This is a genomic window from Streptomyces sp. NPDC004609 (assembly GCF_042873655.1).
Taxonomy (GTDB): Bacteria; Actinomycetota; Actinomycetes; order Streptomycetales; family Streptomycetaceae; genus Streptomyces.
In genome coordinates this window covers 71015-87739 of sequence record NZ_JBIALS010000018.1, presented here as the reverse complement: position 1 = coordinate 87739, position 16725 = coordinate 71015, and the positions used below count along the sequence as shown (strand labels likewise).

At 74.9% G+C, this 16725-nt stretch carries 10 protein-coding genes; 6 read left to right on the top strand and 4 right to left on the bottom strand.

Translation table 11 applies throughout. The features are described 5' to 3' along the window. Positions 1-227 precede the first annotated feature (227 nt). Positions 228-1253, top strand: coding sequence for an ATP-dependent 6-phosphofructokinase (locus tag ACFYT4_RS19250; protein ID WP_389269962.1), 1026 nt, complete (start codon positions 228-230; stop codon positions 1251-1253). A gap of 504 nt (positions 1254-1757) precedes the next feature. Continuing rightward, complete coding sequence (locus tag ACFYT4_RS19245; protein ID WP_389269960.1) at positions 1758-2996, top strand: helix-turn-helix domain-containing protein; 1239 nt, start codon at positions 1758-1760, stop codon at positions 2994-2996. Between the two features lie 302 nt (positions 2997-3298). Here the strand turns inward: ACFYT4_RS19245 and ACFYT4_RS19240 are convergent, their stop codons facing one another. Continuing rightward, the gene (locus ACFYT4_RS19240) at positions 3299-3958 is read right to left on the bottom strand and encodes a helix-turn-helix domain-containing protein (protein ID WP_389270107.1); all 660 of its coding nucleotides are present in this window, start codon (positions 3956-3958) and stop codon (positions 3299-3301) included. Positions 3959-4224: 266 nt separating this feature from the next. On the opposite strand from ACFYT4_RS19240, the gene ACFYT4_RS19235 reads away from it, so the two are divergent. Both ACFYT4_RS19235 and ACFYT4_RS19230 read left to right on the top strand, forming a co-directional pair. Then, the gene (locus ACFYT4_RS19235) at positions 4225-5487 is read left to right on the top strand and encodes a hypothetical protein (RefSeq protein WP_389269958.1); all 1263 of its coding nucleotides are present in this window, start codon (positions 4225-4227) and stop codon (positions 5485-5487) included. Further along, entirely contained in the window at positions 5484-6974 is a 1491-nt protein-coding gene (locus ACFYT4_RS19230) for a hypothetical protein (protein ID WP_389269956.1), read from the top strand. Before ACFYT4_RS19235 ends, ACFYT4_RS19230 begins: the two co-directional genes overlap by 4 nt. 199 nt (positions 6975-7173) lie before the next feature. Here ACFYT4_RS19230 and ACFYT4_RS19225 read toward each other — a convergent pair whose 3' ends face one another. Together ACFYT4_RS19225 and ACFYT4_RS19220 are read right to left on the bottom strand one after the other, a co-directional pair. Continuing rightward, entirely contained in the window at positions 7174-7866 is a 693-nt protein-coding gene (locus ACFYT4_RS19225) for a response regulator (protein ID WP_389269954.1), read from the bottom strand. 157 nt (positions 7867-8023) lie between these two features. Next, a complete protein-coding gene (locus ACFYT4_RS19220; RefSeq protein WP_389269952.1) occupies positions 8024-9949 on the bottom strand; it encodes an ATP-binding protein in 1926 nt (641 codons plus the stop codon). On the opposite strand from ACFYT4_RS19220, the gene ACFYT4_RS19215 reads away from it, so the two are divergent. Together ACFYT4_RS19215 and ACFYT4_RS19210 are read left to right on the top strand one after the other, a co-directional pair. Continuing rightward, on the top strand, positions 9948-10082 hold the full coding sequence (locus ACFYT4_RS19215; protein ID WP_389269950.1) for a hypothetical protein: 135 nt from the start codon (positions 9948-9950) through the stop codon (positions 10080-10082). The genes ACFYT4_RS19220 and ACFYT4_RS19215 overlap by 2 nt on opposite strands. 125 nt (positions 10083-10207) lie before the next feature. Further along, a complete protein-coding gene (locus ACFYT4_RS19210) occupies positions 10208-11590 on the top strand; it encodes a cation:dicarboxylate symporter family transporter (protein ID WP_389269948.1) in 1383 nt (460 codons plus the stop codon). A gap of 788 nt (positions 11591-12378) precedes the next feature. Here ACFYT4_RS19210 and ACFYT4_RS19205 read toward each other — a convergent pair. Further along, the gene (locus tag ACFYT4_RS19205; RefSeq protein WP_389269946.1) at positions 12379-16665 is read right to left on the bottom strand and encodes a CHAT domain-containing protein; all 4287 of its coding nucleotides are present in this window, start codon (positions 16663-16665) and stop codon (positions 12379-12381) included. Positions 16666-16725 lie beyond the last annotated feature (60 nt).

Below are 16725 nucleotides of genomic sequence, written 5' to 3'. Positions count from 1 at the left end.
TTCACACCCGCTCGCCCGTGCTCGGCACAAAACCGCTGGTCGGCGGCTGCTCCCCCTTGACAGTACCTCCGCGGGTGGATATGGCGCCTGCCGGGTAGGCGCCCATGGTCCTCCGGCGGAAAAGGCGGCGGGAAGGCCTGCCACGATTGGGAGCGCGGGGCCCTGTAGCCCATGAAACAATTGACTTTCGGCTCACCTGTCCCACGACGAGCAGGAGACACAGCGCGATGCGTATCGGAGTGCTCACCGCAGGGGGCGACTGCCCCGGACTGAACGCAGTGATCCGGTCGGTCGTGCACCGGGCCCTCACCGGGCACGGCGACGAGGTCATCGGATTCGAGGACGGCTTCAAGGGGCTCCTCGACGGTCACTACCGCCCCCTCGACCTCAACGCCGTCAGCGGCATCCTCGCCCGCGGTGGCACGATCCTCGGCTCCGCGCGGCTGGAGCGCAACCGGCTCCGCGAGGCCGCCGAGAACTGCGGTGAGATCCAGCGGCGGTACGGCATCGACGTCCTCATCCCGATCGGCGGCGAGGGCACCCTCACCGCGTCCAGGATGCTGTCCGACGCGGGCATGCCCGTCGTCGGGGTGCCCAAGACCATCGACAACGACATCTCCGCCACGGATCGGACCTTCGGCTTCGACACCGCCGTCACCGTCGCGACCGAGGCCATCGACCGGCTCAAGACCACCGCCGAGTCGCATCAGCGGGTGATGGTCGTCGAGGTGATGGGCCGGCACGCGGGCTGGATCGCCCTGGAGTCCGGCATGGCGGGCGGCGCGCACGGCATCTGCCTGCCGGAGCGGCCCTTCCAGGTCGAGGACCTGGTGAAGATGGTGGAGGAACGCTTCTCCCGGGGCAAGAAGTTCGCCGTCGTCTGCGTCGCCGAGGGCGCGCACCCCGCCGAGGGCTCGATGGACTACGGCAAGGGCGAGATCGACCAGTACGGCCACGAGCGCTTCCAGGGCATCGGCAACCGGCTCGCCGCCGAGCTGGAGTACCGCCTCGGCAAGGAGGCCAAGCCGGTCATCCTCGGGCATGTGCAGCGCGGCGGAGTGCCGACTGCGTACGACAGGGTGCTCGCCACCCGCTTCGGCTGGCACGCCGTGGAGGCGGCGCACCGGGGCGACTTCGGGCGGATGACCTCGCTGCGGGGCACGGATGTGGTGATGGTGCCGTTGGCGGACGCGGTGACCCGGTTGAAGATGGTCCCGACGAGCCGGATGAACGAGGCGGAGTCGGTCTTCTGACGCCCTCCCTCCCCTGCCCCGGGTACGGCCGGGTGCCGGTACGGTCGCGGCCCGGCCGGTCCGTAACCCCGCCCCGGCCCCTGCTCTGATACCGGTGCCGGTGCCGGTGCCGGTCCGTGACCCGGGCCCCCTCCGTGGCTTCCGGCCCGGTTCCGGTCGTACGGCTCCGGGGCCGCCCGGCGCCCGGAGCGGTGACGGTCCGTCTCCCGGACTCCGTACCCACGCTTCCGACCCCGCGTGTCCGATGCCGTGCGGGTCGGCTCCGGCGCAGGTGCCGGCCCCGGCTTCCGGCTCCGGCGGCCGGCCGTGATCGTCCCCCCCGGTGGGCGTTCACGGCCGGCCGTGTTCCCCCGCGCCCGCTGCCGTAACGGCGGGCCCGGGGCCGGTTTTCCGCCGTCGCGCTTCCCGGCACGGATGGCGCAGATCACTCTTGAGCCGACCGCCGCGGATAGCAAGGCTGTTCGTGTCCGGGACATGTCCCAGATGTGTCCCAGCATGTCAGCGATGGACGGAGAGCGGATGGATCCCGAGGAGAACAGGGCTCCCGGTCCGGAACAGGCGGGCGGAGCCGCCGAGTTCGTGGCGCGATTACAGCAGCTCAAGGACTGGTCCGGCCTGACCTACCGGGAGCTGACGTCCCGCGCCGAAGCGGTCGGCGATGTGCTGCCGCGCTCCACCGTCGCCAATATGCTCAGCCGCTCCACCCTGCCGCGCGAGGAACTGGTGGCCGCGTTCGTCCGGGCGTGCGGCTGCGGTCCCGGGGCCACCGAGACCTGGCTGAGGGTGCGCAAGGAACTGGGCCGCCGGGAGCGGCAGCCGGCGGAGGTCCCGGAGTACGGGAGCGGGCGGACGCCGGACCCCGCGGCCGGGCGGCCACAGCACCCGGAGGACGGGAAGACGGGGGATCCCGCGGTCGGGCGCACGCCGGACCCGACCGGCGGTGCCGACGGCACACGGCACGGGGAACACGGGGAACCCGGGCAGCGCGGGCAACCCGGGGAACCGGAGCAGCCTGAGGAACACGAGCGATCCGGGCGGCGTGAGAAGCCCGTGGGTCCCGGGCGGCCCGGGCAACTGCCCGCGCCGGCGCGGGACTCCGGGGTTCCGCGCGCGGTATGGGCCGCCGCGGTCGTCGTCCTGGGCGCTGTTCTGCTCGCGGTGGGGCTCACGGTCGCCGGTGACGACGGCGCTGACCCCGCGGAGGAGATGCGGCGCGGCACCGGCGCCCCGGCGAGCGGTTCGCCCGGGGCGGCGCGCGGCGGTGAGCCGGCCCTGGCCCGTCTGAGCGTGCCCTCCCCGGGACCCGTGCGCATCAAGGCCGTCCACTCCGGGCTCTGTCTGGCCGAGCGCGGCGGCGACAGCGGACTGCTCTACCAACTGCCCTGCCGGTCCGGCTCCATCCCGGGCTTCTCCCTCCAGCGGCGCGGCGAGGACTGGCGGATCGCCACCCGCCATCCGACGTTCGGTCCGGGCTGCACCGGGGTGAGCAACGGGTCGAGGGAGACCGAAACCCCGCTCAACGACCAGGAGTGCGGCAAGCGCGGTACGGCCGAGGCGTTCCGGCTGGAGCCGTTCGGCGGAGAGGCGGGCGTCTTCCGGCTGCGGCCCCTGCACAGCGATCTGTGCGTGGGGGTGGAGGACCGGCTGGTGGGGTCCGGTGCGGAGATACGGCAGCAGACCTGCGAGAAGTCCGGCGCGGCCCAGACCTTCGCGCTGGAACGCGCCGCCGGGGTCCGGCGTTGAGGCGGACGCGGGCCGAGCCGCCGCGCCCAGCCGGAACCCGCAGCCCTGCCGAAATCCGCAGCCCTGCCGGAACCCGCAGCCCCGGGCCCGGCCGGAGCGCGAAGCCCGGCCACACCCCGGAGCCGCGCCCGGGCCGGGACCCCGCCGGGCCCCCGGGCCCGCTCGGCACCCGGACCCGTCGTGAGCCCCGGACCCCGCCCGATCCGGGGAGTCCGGCGCCGACCCGGCTCGGAGCCCGGCCCGGAGCCCGGCCCGGTCTCCGGGCCCCGCTGAGGCGCGGTGATCCCGTGCCGGGCCCGGGATCACAGAGCGCCGGACCCGTCCGGAGCACGCCGCTCGCCGTCCTCGTCCGGGTCGGCCAGGACCCAGAAGTGATCGCCGACCAGCTCCAGGAACTCCCGTCCGGCGGCTTCGGTGTCCTCGGCGGTCGCCGCCCAGCCCGGACCGGCGTCCGCCGTCCGTACCCGGTACGCGGTGTGCAGCTCCTCCAGAACGGCCGTGATCAGCTCCCGGTCCATCGGCACCAGCTTCGCCACCGGCCGTACGTACCCCTGCCAGCGTGCCTTGACGGCGCTCCGCAGCAGCTGCGCCAGCTCCCGGTCCCGGCCGAGCGCCCGCATCAGCTCGCGCGGGCGCAGGTTCAGCGCCTCCGCGAGGAGAGCGGTCTGCCGCTCATTGCCCCGCCAGCGGCCGGACTCCTCCATCCGGGCATACGCGCCGGCCGCCATGCCGATGAGCCGCGCCAGCTCGTCGGGGGCCAGCTCCCGCGTCAGCCGGTGCTCCCGGAGGGTGGTGGCCGCGTTGAGCAGATCCTCCGGAGCGCACCACAACACCCCGGCCAGCGCGGTCAGTTCCCGTATGCCGGGTGCGCCGATGCCCCGCTCCCAGGAGACGATCGTGTCCTGATGGACGTGGAGTCCGTACTGCGCGCGGAGTCCGTACGAGACATGGCCGGGTGTCATCCCGAGAGCCTCCCTGAGACGGCGCGCGGCGGAGCGGTTGAAGGGAGGGGTGGGGGCGTGCTGCACGCGCTCACCGTAAGGCGCCCGAGGGGCCTCCGACCAGGGTGTGTTCGCCCGACATCCTTATGCCGCGGGGGTGTCCGGGCGGTTTCGATTCCGCCGGGTGGCGTCCGGTCGCACAGACCGGGAACACGGGGTGGACGGTGGATGACGGGAGGGCGATGCGGGGGCGGGGAATCCGGAACGGACAGCGGGGGAGAGGCCCGGTGAAGAGGTCGGGGACAGGCCGGGGACGGGAGTGGGGAACGGACCCGGGAACGGGGTGGGGGAATCCGCCGGGGGAGCGGTGGATCACCCGTCTGCTGGTTCCCTCGGTGGCGCTGGCCGTGCTCGCCGCCGTCACCGTGATCGTACGGAACCAGGTCCTCCATGACGCTCAGCTGGCGGCCAACCGAGCCCAGCTGAAGAGGGCCTGCCAGGGGCTGCTGCCCCAGGACCGGCTGCGGCCCTTCCTTCCCGACCGCTCCGCGGGACGGCTGGTCGAGTACGGGACGGTCCTCGAACCCGGTCAGGAGAGCCGGGCGCTCCTGGACTGCCGGCTCTCGTGGGACGGCCGGGGCACGGCCGACCCCGACGGCGCGGAGGTACGGGTGCGTGCCGAGCCGCTGCTCCGGATGCGGGAGGACACCCCCGAGGACTCGGCGCAGGAGGGCAGGGCGTTTCCGCTGCCGCTTCCGCCGAGCGCGGTGGGCGATTCCGAGACCGACGAGGACGAGACCGTCGCCACGCTGCTCGTCACCTGCCCCGGAGGGCTGGTCCGGCGTACCGGGCGCACCGCGGAGCTCCAGGTCATGGTGAGTCTGCCGCTGCCGTCGCGCGGACCCGGCCGGGACCGGGCGGAGGTCCGCGGGTACCGGCTGGCGGCGGCCCGTACCGCCGCCTCGGTCGCCAACTGGATCGCCGAACGCCGGCGCTGCGGCGGTGAGCCCCTGGCCCTGAGCGGCCGGGCGCCCACCGCACCCGATCCGGCGCTCTGCGACTGGCTCGACCCGGCGGCGCTGGGCCTGGGCGGCAGCTGGCAGGCCGGGCGCGACCGGCCGTACCGCACCCGCAACGGCACCTGCGAGACCCGGCGCACCGACCTGGAGACCACCCCCGAACGGCTGACGATCACCTCGATCAGCGTGCGGAGCGCCGCCGGGGCGAAGGGGCGGCAGCTGCACGAACAGCACCGGTGGTACACGAACCCGCCCCCGCGGAAGGACGGGGGGACGGTGTGGCTCGGCGGGGACCCGCTCGACATCGCCGTCTGGGCCGAGGCGGTCTGCGGCGGCGAACGCGCCTATCACCGGATCTCCGTGGTCCCGGAGATTCCCCCGGACAGGAACGGCCAGTTCTTCCTGACCGGGGCCGAGCGCCGGCGGCTGGCCGACGGCGCGCGAGCCGTCCTCACGCGCTATCTCGCCGCCGGCAGCGCCTGGCCGAGGCGGTCGCACTGCCGTGACACCACTGTGGTCGAGGGCCCATGACGAACCCACCGCAGGACCCCGGCCCCCCGGACCCGGACTCCCTGGACCCGGGCCCCTGGGACCCGGACCCGCGGCTCCCGCCCCCGGCCCCGGCCCGTCCGGGCGCCCGCGCACGCGGGGCGGCGGTCGCGGTCCTCGTCCTGCTCGCGCCGCTGGCCGCCTGGTTCGCCCTCGGCGGGGAACTGCCCGACCGGTGGACCGAGGACCGCGCCCTGGACGGCGCGTGCGACGGGCTCCTTCCGGCGCGTGAGACCCGTGACGCGCTCGGCGCGGGCGAACTCGCCGAAAAACGCGAGGAGATACGCGACGAGGGCGGTCTCGGCGACCCGGAGCGCTCGCTGTACGTCCGCTGCGTGATCACCCGGATCGCGCGGGGCGGCGGCGAACACCCCGCCCGCGAGGGGTCGATCGAGGTGGCCGTCCACGGCGTGCCCACCCTGGAGGCGGACCGCGACCGGCGCGACGGCAGTCTGTACGGGGACGCCGACGCCGACCGGCCCGTACCCCTGGGCCACGGCTGGACCGGGTTCTTCGACGGCTACGGCAGGGAGGACACCGCCTGGGCCCGGGTGAGTGCCGCCGTGCTGCTCGACTGCCGGGACGGACCGGACGGACCGGACGGACCGGAGGGACCGGAGGGCCGTTCCGATCTGCTGATCACCGTGGACGGCGATGTGGAGGGCACGGCCGTCGACAACCCGGCCGACCGGGTCCGGCTGGTACGGATCGCCACCGCCACCGCCCGGAGAGCCGCCGAACGCCACGGCTGTGACGCGCCCCTGGGCCGGGTACCGGACACCGTGCCGCTCCCGGTCGGCGAGGACGAGGACGTCGAGCCGTCTGCCGCCGTCGGCACCTGTGCGGGCGTCCCCGCCTTCGAGGGGGCCCGCGTCTGGGAGAGCCCGCGCGGCGCCACTCCCCGGGAGCACTGCGAGGTCGGCGACGGCGACCGGGCCGAGGCGTACGAACTGGACGCGTACTACGGCCCGTACGCCGAGGACATGCGTCTGCGGATGAGCACCGGGACCGAGTACGACGGCGCGTACACCACCAGCGCGGTCTGTCCTGCAGGGGATGAGCCCGCGCTCTACGTGGTCCGGATGCGGCGCGGCCCGGAGAAGAGCCAGGCGTATCAGCGCGCGGTGCTGAAGGCGTTCGCCGGGCGCTCGGCACGGGAACGCGGCTGCACGGTTCCCAACCGCCCGGCCGTCTACCGGGCCACCGCGGGCCCGGCCGTGCCCTCACCGCCCCCGGTGCCCTCCGGGGAGGGGGACCGGCCGGGCCCGAGCGTGCCTGACGGGATTGACCTGACGGGATTGACAGGATTCACAGGACTGACGGGCCTGGCGCCGGGACCGGCCGGAACCGGCCGACGGGCTGAGCGGGAGGAACTCGTCCCACCCGTCGAGGACGAAGCTCCGGACGGCCCACCCCCGGACCACCGCCGACCCCTCGCGCCGTACGGGCCCGGCCCCTTCCGCCGGTGAGGCCGCGTCCGTACCCGGGCCGTCCCGTGGCGGGTTCCGGCGCATCCGGGTCGTGCACCCAAGGGGCCGGCGTCTTCGTGGTCGTGACCGGGTTCGGGGCGCCGGCACACCGGACGGGTGGTCAGGAGGCGCCGTACAAGCGGTGTTCGGGCCCTCAGCTCGCACGGCGGCTGGGGAGCGGACGCCCGGAATCCGGAGTTCAGGATCGGGACGGCAGCCAGCGGTACTGGAGTTCGGGGCGGCCGATCTGGCCGTACTGGGGGCTGCGGGCCGCGCGCCCCTGGGCGACGAGATGCTCCAGATAGCGGCGCGCGGTGATCCGCGAGATCCCGACCGCCGCGCCCGCCTCCGCGGCCGTCAGCCCCGTCGCCGACCCCCGCAGGGTCCGGGTGACCGCCTCCAGCGTGGGGCCGCTCAGTCCCTTCGGCAGCGCACCGCCCTCGGGGGCGCGGAGCGCGGCGAGCGCCCGGTCCACCTCGTCCTGGCCGCTGGCCTCACCTGCCGCGGCCCGGAAATCCGCGTACCGGCCGAGACGGTCGCGCAGGGTGGCGAACGTGAACGGCTTCAGTACGTACTGCACCACCCCCAGCGACACCCCCTCCCGCACGATCGCCAGTTCGCGCGCGGAGGTGACGGCGATGACGTCCGCCGAGTGCCCGGCCGCGCGCAGCGACCGCACGAGCGCCAGCCCGTGCCCGTCCGGGAGGTACAGATCAAGGAGCAGCAGATCCACCCGGGTGCGCTCCAGCGTCCGCACGGCCTCGGACCGCGAGTGCGCGACCCCGGCCACCCGGAAGCCGGCGACCCGGCCGACGTAGAGCGCGTGCGCGGCGGCGGCGACGGGATCGTCCTCGACGACCAGGACGCTGATGGGCTCCGGTTCCCCGCTCATACGGGCACCTCCGCGGTGTGCAGCGGCGATCGTACGGCACGGGGGAGCCGGGCCGCCCCGCGCCTCCGCTCGCGTACGGCCCCCGGTACGGCTGCGCCGGGGGTGATCTCCCGCACGGGCGGCCGCCTCCGGCGCGGCGGCCGGAATGCCGTACGGGTCATGCCGGCACCCCCCTTCGCAGCGGCAGTCTGACCGTGAACCGGGCGCCGCCGTCCGGGCCCCCGTCCAGGACCACCGTGCCCCCGCCGCGGCGCACCGCCTGCTGGACCAGCGCGAGCCCCAGGCCACGGCCGGGCCCATGGGTGGACCAGCCCCGGTCGAACACCTCGTCCGCGCAGGCGGGATCGATACCGGCACCCGTGTCGTGCACCCGGAGCAGCAGTTCGCCGTCGTCGGCGTGCGCGGTGACCGTGACCCGGGCCCTCGCCGGCCGCGCTCCGCCGGGCTTGGCCGCCGGGGGCACCGCCGGTTCCGGCTCCCCGCCCCGGGGGCGCGGTACCGGGCCCGGCCGTACGGCAGCCGGCACTTCGCCCGGCCCCGGGGCCGGCGGCACCGACGTGTCCGGGGCCGGGGCCGGGTGTCCGGCGGGGCCCGGACCCGGCTCCGGATGTCGTCCGGGCGCGTCCGCCACGGTGGCCGGCCGCCCCGGAGACCCCGGTCCGTCCGGCTCCGGCGCCCGGTGCGGCTCCCGTTCCAGCACCCGGTGCGGCCCCGGTTCCGGCTCGCGCGCGGGCCGTCGGGGGCCGGGGGCATCCGGCAGCGCCGCGTCGGATGCCGCGTCCACCGCGTTGTCGATCAGATTGCCGAGGATCGTCACCAGATCGCGCGCCGGGAGCGACGGCGGCAGCACACCGTCGTCGATCCGGCTGTCCTCCGCCAGGACCAGCTCGACACCCCGCTCGTTCGCCTGGGCGGCCTTGCCCAGCAGCAGCGCCGCGAGCACCGGTTCACCGACCGCGCCCACCACCCGGTCCGTGAGCACCTGGGCCAGTTCCAGCTCCGCCGTGGCGAAGTCGACGGCCTCGTCCGTACGGCCGAGTTCGATCAGTGACACCACCGTGTGCAGCCGGTTCGCGGCCTCGTGCGCCTGGGACCGCAGCGCCTGGCTGAAGCCGCGCTCGGAGTCCAGCTCCCCCGAGAGCGCCTGGAGTTCGGTGTGATCGCGCAGGGTCACCACGGTGCCGCGTTTCTCCCCGCCCACCACCGGGCTGGTGTTGACCACGACGATCCGGTCCGCCGTCAGATGGACCTCGTCGACGCGTGGTTCGGACGCCAGCAGCGCTCCCGTGAGCGGTCGGGGCAGCCCCAGCTCGGCCACCGGGCGGCCGACCGCGTCCCCGGCCAGGCCCAGCAGCTCCCGCGCGCCGTCGTTGACCAGCGCGATCCTGCGCCGTCCGTCGAGCATCAGCAGTCCCTCGCGCACCGCGTGCAGCGCGGCCTTGTGATAGTCGTGCATGCGGCTGAGCTCGGCCGCGTTCATGCCGTGCGTATGGCGCCGCAGCCGGGCGTTGATCACATACGTACCGACGCCGCCGAGCGTCAGCGCACCGCCCGCGACCACCAGCAGGGCCGCCACCTGCTCCCGTACGCGCTCGGTGATCCGCTGGATGGTGATACCGGCGCTGACCAGGCCGACGACGCGCCCGTCGTCGTACACGGGCACGACGGTCCGGATGGAGGAGCCGAGCGTGCCGACGTGCTTCTCGCTGTAGATCTCGCCCCGCAGCGCCTGTTCGGTGTGGCCCAGGTACTTCCGGCCGATCTGGTCCGGTTCCGGATGGGTCCAGCGGGTGCCGTCGGGGGCCATGATCGTGATGAAGGTGACGCCCGCGTCCCGGCGCAGGCCCTCCGCGTACGGCTGGAGCGCCGTGGTGGGGCGTTCGGTGCGGGTGGCGGCGATCACCGAGGGCGAGCGGGCCACGGCGGTCGCGGTCGCCGTGGACTGGAGGCGGGCGGTGTCCTCCGCCTGCGACCGGTCCGTGAGGTACGCGAACAGGGCACAGCCCGCCACGATCGCGGTGACCAGCACGACCTGCATCGCGAAGAGCTGTCCCGCGAGGCTGCGCGGGCGGCGTAGGCGCATGGGCACCAGTCTGCACGCCCCCTCCGGCGCGGCTTCCGGCGCGTCCGGACCCGCGACCCGGCCCCCGGCCCCCGCGACCCGCGCCCTGCGACCCGCGCAGGCGATCGACGGGGTCGTGGACGCCCGGGCGTGACCGACACGGGGGGCGAACGGACGCGCTCGTGAACGAAAGGAACGCAACGGTGACCCGGGTCACAAGGTGATGGATATTCACGGAGATCCATACGGGACATGGACAGGCTTCACCGAGGAGGACCCGTGACTGCAGGCGCACGCGGAAGGGACCGCACGCACTATCTGTACATCGCCGTCATCGGCGCGGTGGTGCTCGGCATCGCCGTGGGCTTCGCCGCCCCCGGGGTCGCCGTCGAACTGAAACCGATCGGCACGGGGTTCGTGAACCTCATCAAGATGATGATCTCGCCGGTCATCTTCTGCACGATCGTTCTCGGCATCGGTTCGGTGCGCAAGGCCGCGAAGGTGGGCGCGGTCGGCGGGCTCGCGCTGGGCTACTTCCTGGTGATGTCGACCGTCGCCCTGGCCATCGGGCTGCTCGTCGGCAATGTGCTGGAGCCCGGCGCCGGGCTCCAGCTCACGGACGCGGCGCGCGAGGCGGGCGACAAGGCGGCCGAGGGCGCGGGCGGCGAGTCCACCGCGGACTTCCTGCTCGGGATCATCCCGACGACCATGGTCTCCGCCTTCACCGGCGGCGAGGTCCTCCAGACGCTGCTGGTCGCCCTGCTGGCCGGATTCGCGCTCCAGGCGATGGGCCGCGCGGGCGAACCGGTGCTGCGCGGTATCGGGCACCTCCAGCGGCTGGTCTTCCGCATCCTGGCGATGATCATGTGGGCCGCTCCGGTGGGCGCCTTCGGCGCGATCGCGGCCGTGGTCGGCGAGACCGGCCTGGACGCGCTGAAGTCGCTCGCGGTGATCATGATCGGCTTCTACGCGACCTGCGCGCTGTTCGTCTTCGTGGTGCTGGGCGCGCTGCTGAAGCTGGTCACCGGGATCAATCTGCTGTCCCTGCTGAGGTATCTGGGCCGCGAGTTCCTGCTGATCCTCTCCACCTCGTCGTCCGAGTCGGCCCTTCCGCGGCTGATCGCGAAGATGGAGCACATGGGGGTGAGCAAGCCCGTCGTCGGCATCACCGTGCCGACCGGCTACTCCTTCAACCTCGACGGCACCGCGATCTACCTCACCATGGCCTCGCTCTTCATCGCCAACGCGATGGGCGACCCGCTGAGCGCGTCCGAGCAGATCTCCCTGCTGATCTTCATGATCATCGCCTCGAAGGGGGCGGCGGGCGTCACCGGCGCCGGTCTGGCGACCCTGGCGGGCGGCCTCCAGTCGCACCGGCCGGAACTGGTCGACGGTGTGGGCCTGATCGTCGGCATCGACCGCTTCATGAGTGAAGCGCGCGCGCTGACCAACTTCGCGGGCAACGCGGTGGCGACCGTTCTGGTCGGCACCTGGACGAAGGAGATCGACAGGACGCGGGCGGCGGAGGTGCTGGCAGGCCGGATCCCGTTCGACGAGAAGACCCTCCTCGACGACGGCCACGGCGCGCCGCCCGACGAGAACGACTCCGGCGCGGAGGTTCCCGGGGCGCGGGAGGAGAAGGAGGTCCCCGAGAAGGTGTGACCTTCGGGGCCGGGTGGTTCGTGCGTACTTCCCCCACGCACGAACCACCCATTACCTTGGGTAACAGCAGATGGTCCGCAGTTCGTCCGCCCCGCGCCCACCCTCCGTGACCCCCCATGGCGGAGGGCGGGCACGGGGCGGCGCAGGTCCCGTACCGGACCCGGCCGCGCTCGCCTTCCTCCCGCCTTCGCGGCGGCCGGGCGGACGGAGTGAAGGCCGCCGATGGGGTGCCGTACCGGAAGACCGTCGTGGATGTTGTGCCGGGCGCGCTGGAGGACAACGCCGGGTGGACCGATGCCCGGGAGCCCCGGCACCCCCCGGACCTGAATCGGACGCGGTCGGCCTTGCCCTGACCTCGGCGTCAACGTCTACGGTCGAAGGCATGCGAATCGGCGAGCTGGCGGAGCGGGCCGGGACCACCACCCGCACTCTGCGATCGGAGCGTAGCCCTCCCGGCGGGCGCGCCGGCCGTACGGGACCGTCCTACGGGGCTGGGACCGGGCCTGCGGGCCGGGCCGGATTCCGTACGGCAGGCCCTGCCCCGGCCCCGCCGCACCGGAGCACGCACCGGGCCCGGCCCCGTACGGGCGTCCCGGGCCCGTACGGCGACAGCGCCCACCGGCCCCGGGCCCGTACCGGTGCGCACCGGTTGGCGAAGGGCGGTGCCACGGCCCGTGGCGGGCCCGTGTCCCGTACCGGTGCGCACCGGGGCGGGCGCGCACCGGCACCGGACCGGGCTTCCGTGGGCGCGTCACCGGTCCGGGCCGGGTGTCCGCACGCGGTCCCCTTCACGCGCCCGCGTGCAGATACGCGGCCCAGCGGGTCGGGATCGCCGGATAGGCGTCGCGGGCCGCGCGCAGGGCCGTGTTGAGAGCCTCGGCCGAGGCTGTGAGGTCCGGGGGGCGGGTGCCGTCCGCGGTGAGGAACGAGTACACCGACCGGGCCACGGCGGCGCTGTCGGGCGTACGCCACAGGGTGCCGATGACACTCCGGAAGCCCGCGAGCTGGAACGCCGAGGCCAGGTGCATCGGCTCGTCCGGCATCGAGGGATGCTGCTCGGCCGTGCCGCAGGCCGAGAGGAACGCCAGCGCGCCGTGGTCCAGCCGGACGTCGTGCACATGGGCGGCGGTGAGCTTCTTGCCCGACGCCAGATGCAGCCCGTTGCCCAGCAGGGTGCCGAGGGCGGCGTTGCTGTCGCCGTGACAGGCGAAGTGCGCGATGGGGTAGTGGCCCAACTGCGCCTCCACGGTCGCGAGATCGGCCTCCTCGCCGCTCAGCATCCGCGACCCGGGCACCAGCGCGAGGACGTCACGGGCCTCCGCCTCCGCCTGGGGCAGCGAGGGCATCCGGGGCGTCTCGGGGACCGTCACGACGAGCGCCCCCGCACTCCGCCGCGTCCGCCCCGGGCCACCGCCGTCCCCGTCGTTCCCGCCGTCGCCCGGTCCGGTCTCCGTACGGTCCCGCATCGCGTGGGCGAGGGCCGCGAGCGTCGGCGTGGACGAGGACACGACGCGGTCGATCACCGTACGGGGGCGGACGTCGCCGCCGCCGTACGGGTCCCGGTGGTGGCCCGCGGTCTGCAACGGCAGCCGGACCAGCGGGCCGACCGGGCACCACCACAGCCGGGGCAGAGCGCCCGCGGACGGGGGCGGCAGCCGGTCGACGACCGGGCCGGCCAGCTCGTCCCACAGCCACTCCAGCACCCCGTGCAGCTCCGACTGGGCCGCCGCGCGCCGCGCGAACCCCGCTTCGAGGTCCGTCGCGTCGGAGACCGCCGTCTCCAGGCGGTCGACCCGCTCCAGCACCGCGCCCGCCGTCAGCCCCGGCAACGGCACATGGCGGACCGGCCGTCCCGGATCCGCCGGTACGAGCAGGGCGTCCCCCCGGTCCTGATGGGCCACCACCAGCACCACCGGGGCCCCGGCGATCCGGCGCCGCACCTCGGCGAGCGTCTGCGGACGCAGCAGCTCCGCGAACCGGGGGTGCCGGGAGAGCCGTTCGAGGATACGGTCCCGTTCGGCCGCCAGCCTGCGGGTCTCGGCCGCCCATTCCGCGCGTGGATCCCACTCCCTCGTCGACTCCCCCAACGTGCGCCCGTCGCGGGTGTGCACCACTTCGATCGTGAAGGACTCGACGTTGGCGTAGACATCACTCTGCGCCAGCCGGGACTCGATGCGCTCCAGGTCGTCCGCGGCCCGGGGGGCGAGGGCGCGCAGCGGCGTCCAGTACCGGCGGGCCGCCACGGCCTGCCCGTACAGCACCGCCCGGCCGCTCTCCAGCAGTTCCACGGCCCGCTCCGGCCGCCCCACGTCCACGGCGAGCGCCGCGGCGTCGGCGGCGAGCCGCGCTGCCCTGCGGGTGGCGCCCTGGCGTACGGGCCCGGTCAGCGACCGCCGGGCCATCGCCGGAATCTCGTCCAGGGCGGCCTCCAGCGCCCGCAGCGCGCGCTCGGGATCCCCGGCCCCGCGGGCGAGCCGGGCCAGCCGGCTTCTCGCCTCGATCCGCTTGGCCGCCGGGAGCGTCCGGTCGGCGGCGACGATCGTGTACGCCTCCACCGCCTCCATGCGCAGCGCCTCGTCCCTCTCACCGGTCAGCCGGTACGACGTGGCGGCCGCACGGGCGAGATAGTCGTTGCGGGCGGACCAATAGGTGTCGCCCGCCGGGGTCAGCGCCACGGCCTCCCGCGCCATCCAGGTCGCGTCGGCCAGCATCTCGGGGTCGCCCGTCGCCTCGTGGCACTTCAGCCGTACCAGGGCGATCGTGCTGAGGAAACGCGGCTGGTCGTGATGGTCCGACGGCAGCATGCTCAGGCCCCAGCACAGGATGGCGTCGGCGTCCGCCAGCAGTTCCACGCCGCGCTCACCCGAGGAGACGGCCATGATCTCCGACGCCAGATTGAACAGCAGCTCGTGCTTCCTCGGATGGTCTTCGGGAAGGGTGGTCGCGGCCTCCTGGGCGACCGACACCGCCTCGTACGAGAGTTCCGGGTCGTCTCTCTCATCGGCCAGCCGGCGCAGGGAGCGCGCCAGGTTCGACTGCCAGAACACACGGTTCGGGTGATCGGCGGGGGTGAGGGCGACCGCCTCCCGGCGCAGCTCGACGGCCTCCGCCAGCAGCGAGGCGTCCCCCAACAGGGTCGCGGCCGTGGTCAGGATGTCCGCCAGCCGGTTCAGCCGGCCGGGGGTGTCGGGATCACCGGCCGCGAGCAGCGACCGTGCCTCGCGGGCGGTGGCCAGCGCGTCGTCCCCGCGGGCGCGGGGGGAACCGTCCTGGGCCGCGTACAGGGTGCACTCCGCGAGGACGGCGCGGGCCCGGTAGCCCAGCGGATGCCCGGCCCCGGCCGCGTCCGCCGCCCGGACGGCCGCCAGCCGCGCCCGCTCGGCCGACGCGCCCTCGCCGCCCTGGAGCCGGTCCGCCAGCTCCGCCTCGGCGGCGACGACCAGCACCAGGGGCCGCCGGGGGTCTTGGGGCGGCACGATGTCCAGCAGCACATCCGCGGCCCGCCGCCGCTCGCCCCCGGGGACATCGGGGTCCTCGGCGGTGCGGAGCGCCACGTCGAAACGGGAGTTCCCCGGCTCGTGAGAGGCGTTCGTGTCCCCGGTGGTGAGGGTCATGTGCCCGGAGGGCGCGGGGGCGCCGCGGTCGGTCGCGGGGCCGCTTCCCGGGTCGTGACGGCCGTGCCCCGGGTCCGCGGGCCCCGGGGCGGGGACCCCGCCTCCCGCCGGCCGGCCGGTGCGGGCGCCGTCCGCTGTGGTGCGCGCGCCGGGGGTGGCCGGCACGGGGTGACGGCCGAGGGCGGATTCCACGACGGTGTCGTACGGGGTCCCGGTGGTGGCGCCGTCCGTCGTAGGGGAGTCGGGGCCGGACCGGGTGCCGTTCCCCGCCGGGTGCCGGCCGGGAGCGGCTTCCGTGCCGGTGCCGTCCGGGCCCGGGCTCCCCCCGATGACCGTTTCGCGGCCGAGGGCCGTTTCCCCGCGGAGGATCGTCTCGGCCTCCGCCGCGCCGAGCCGTTCGGCGGCGCGGACCCGCAGGGCCTCCAGCCGCTCCCGGTGTTCCCGCACCCGGCGGTCGCGCGTGTCCGTGGCCCGTACGAGATCGCGGGTGGCTCTCAGTGCCTCGGTCAGGGTGTCGGCGGAACCGGTCGCCTCGTACAGCCGGGTCAGCGCCGTTCCCAGCGCCCGTGCGGCCGCCAGGCTCGCGGGGACGGCGCGCCCCGCCAGCTCGGCGGCGCGGACGTAGTCGGCCACGGCGCGCTCCAGCGGGGCCGGATCGACCGGCACGCCGGGGCGCCGCTCCCCGTGCCCGTCCCCCCGGCCGCCTCCGTCCCGGTCCCCGTCGTACTGAAGGGCGGCACAGTGCCCCCTCAGCACCAGCCGGTTGGCCAGATGAGGGTCGTGCTCCTCGGGCCGGGTCGCCTCCACGGCCAGGGTGGCGACCTGCTCGGCCTCGCCGAACCAGTCCCGGTCCCCGCCCGCACCGGACTCCCCGGCGCGGCGCGCCAGCACGGAGTGGTCGGTGAGGACCGCCGCGCGCTCGACCGGTGACAGGGTCTTCTCCGCCAGCCACCGGTTCTGGAGCCCGATCGCCGTGGTCAGCGCGCTGATGTCGCCGAACTCGTACGACCGGTCCATGAGGAACCGCAGCTGGTCGATCCGGGCGGCCCCGAGGGCGACGGGCTCCGGCGGGGCCCCGGGCCGCCGCCTGCGCAGGAGCGGGCGGCGAGGCGGCGGTGCGGTGGCGGGCCCGCGCAGCGGCTCGGGCAGCCGGTCCGCCACACCGTCCGAACGCCCGCCCCGGGTCCCGGACCCGGCGACCGCGCCCAGCCGGGCCGCCAGCGCCAGCGCGGCCCGCCGCTCCAGCAGCCCATGGACACCCGGCCACTGGAGATAGCGGTACCAGCGCGCCAGCGCCAGCCCGGCCAGGTGCGCGGGATCGGCGCGCGCCGCGTCCCCCGCGCCCTCGTCCGGGAACTCGGGGAGGTCCAGCACCGGCAGCTCGTCGGGGTCACCGGTCCGCTCGTACGCGGCCACACAGATCCCGATCTCCTCCGGCGTCGGCCCGGTCCGGTCGGTCACCACAGCCTCCGTACTTCGGCAGCACGTATCTTCGGAAGGTGTTCGGTACGACAGTCCGTC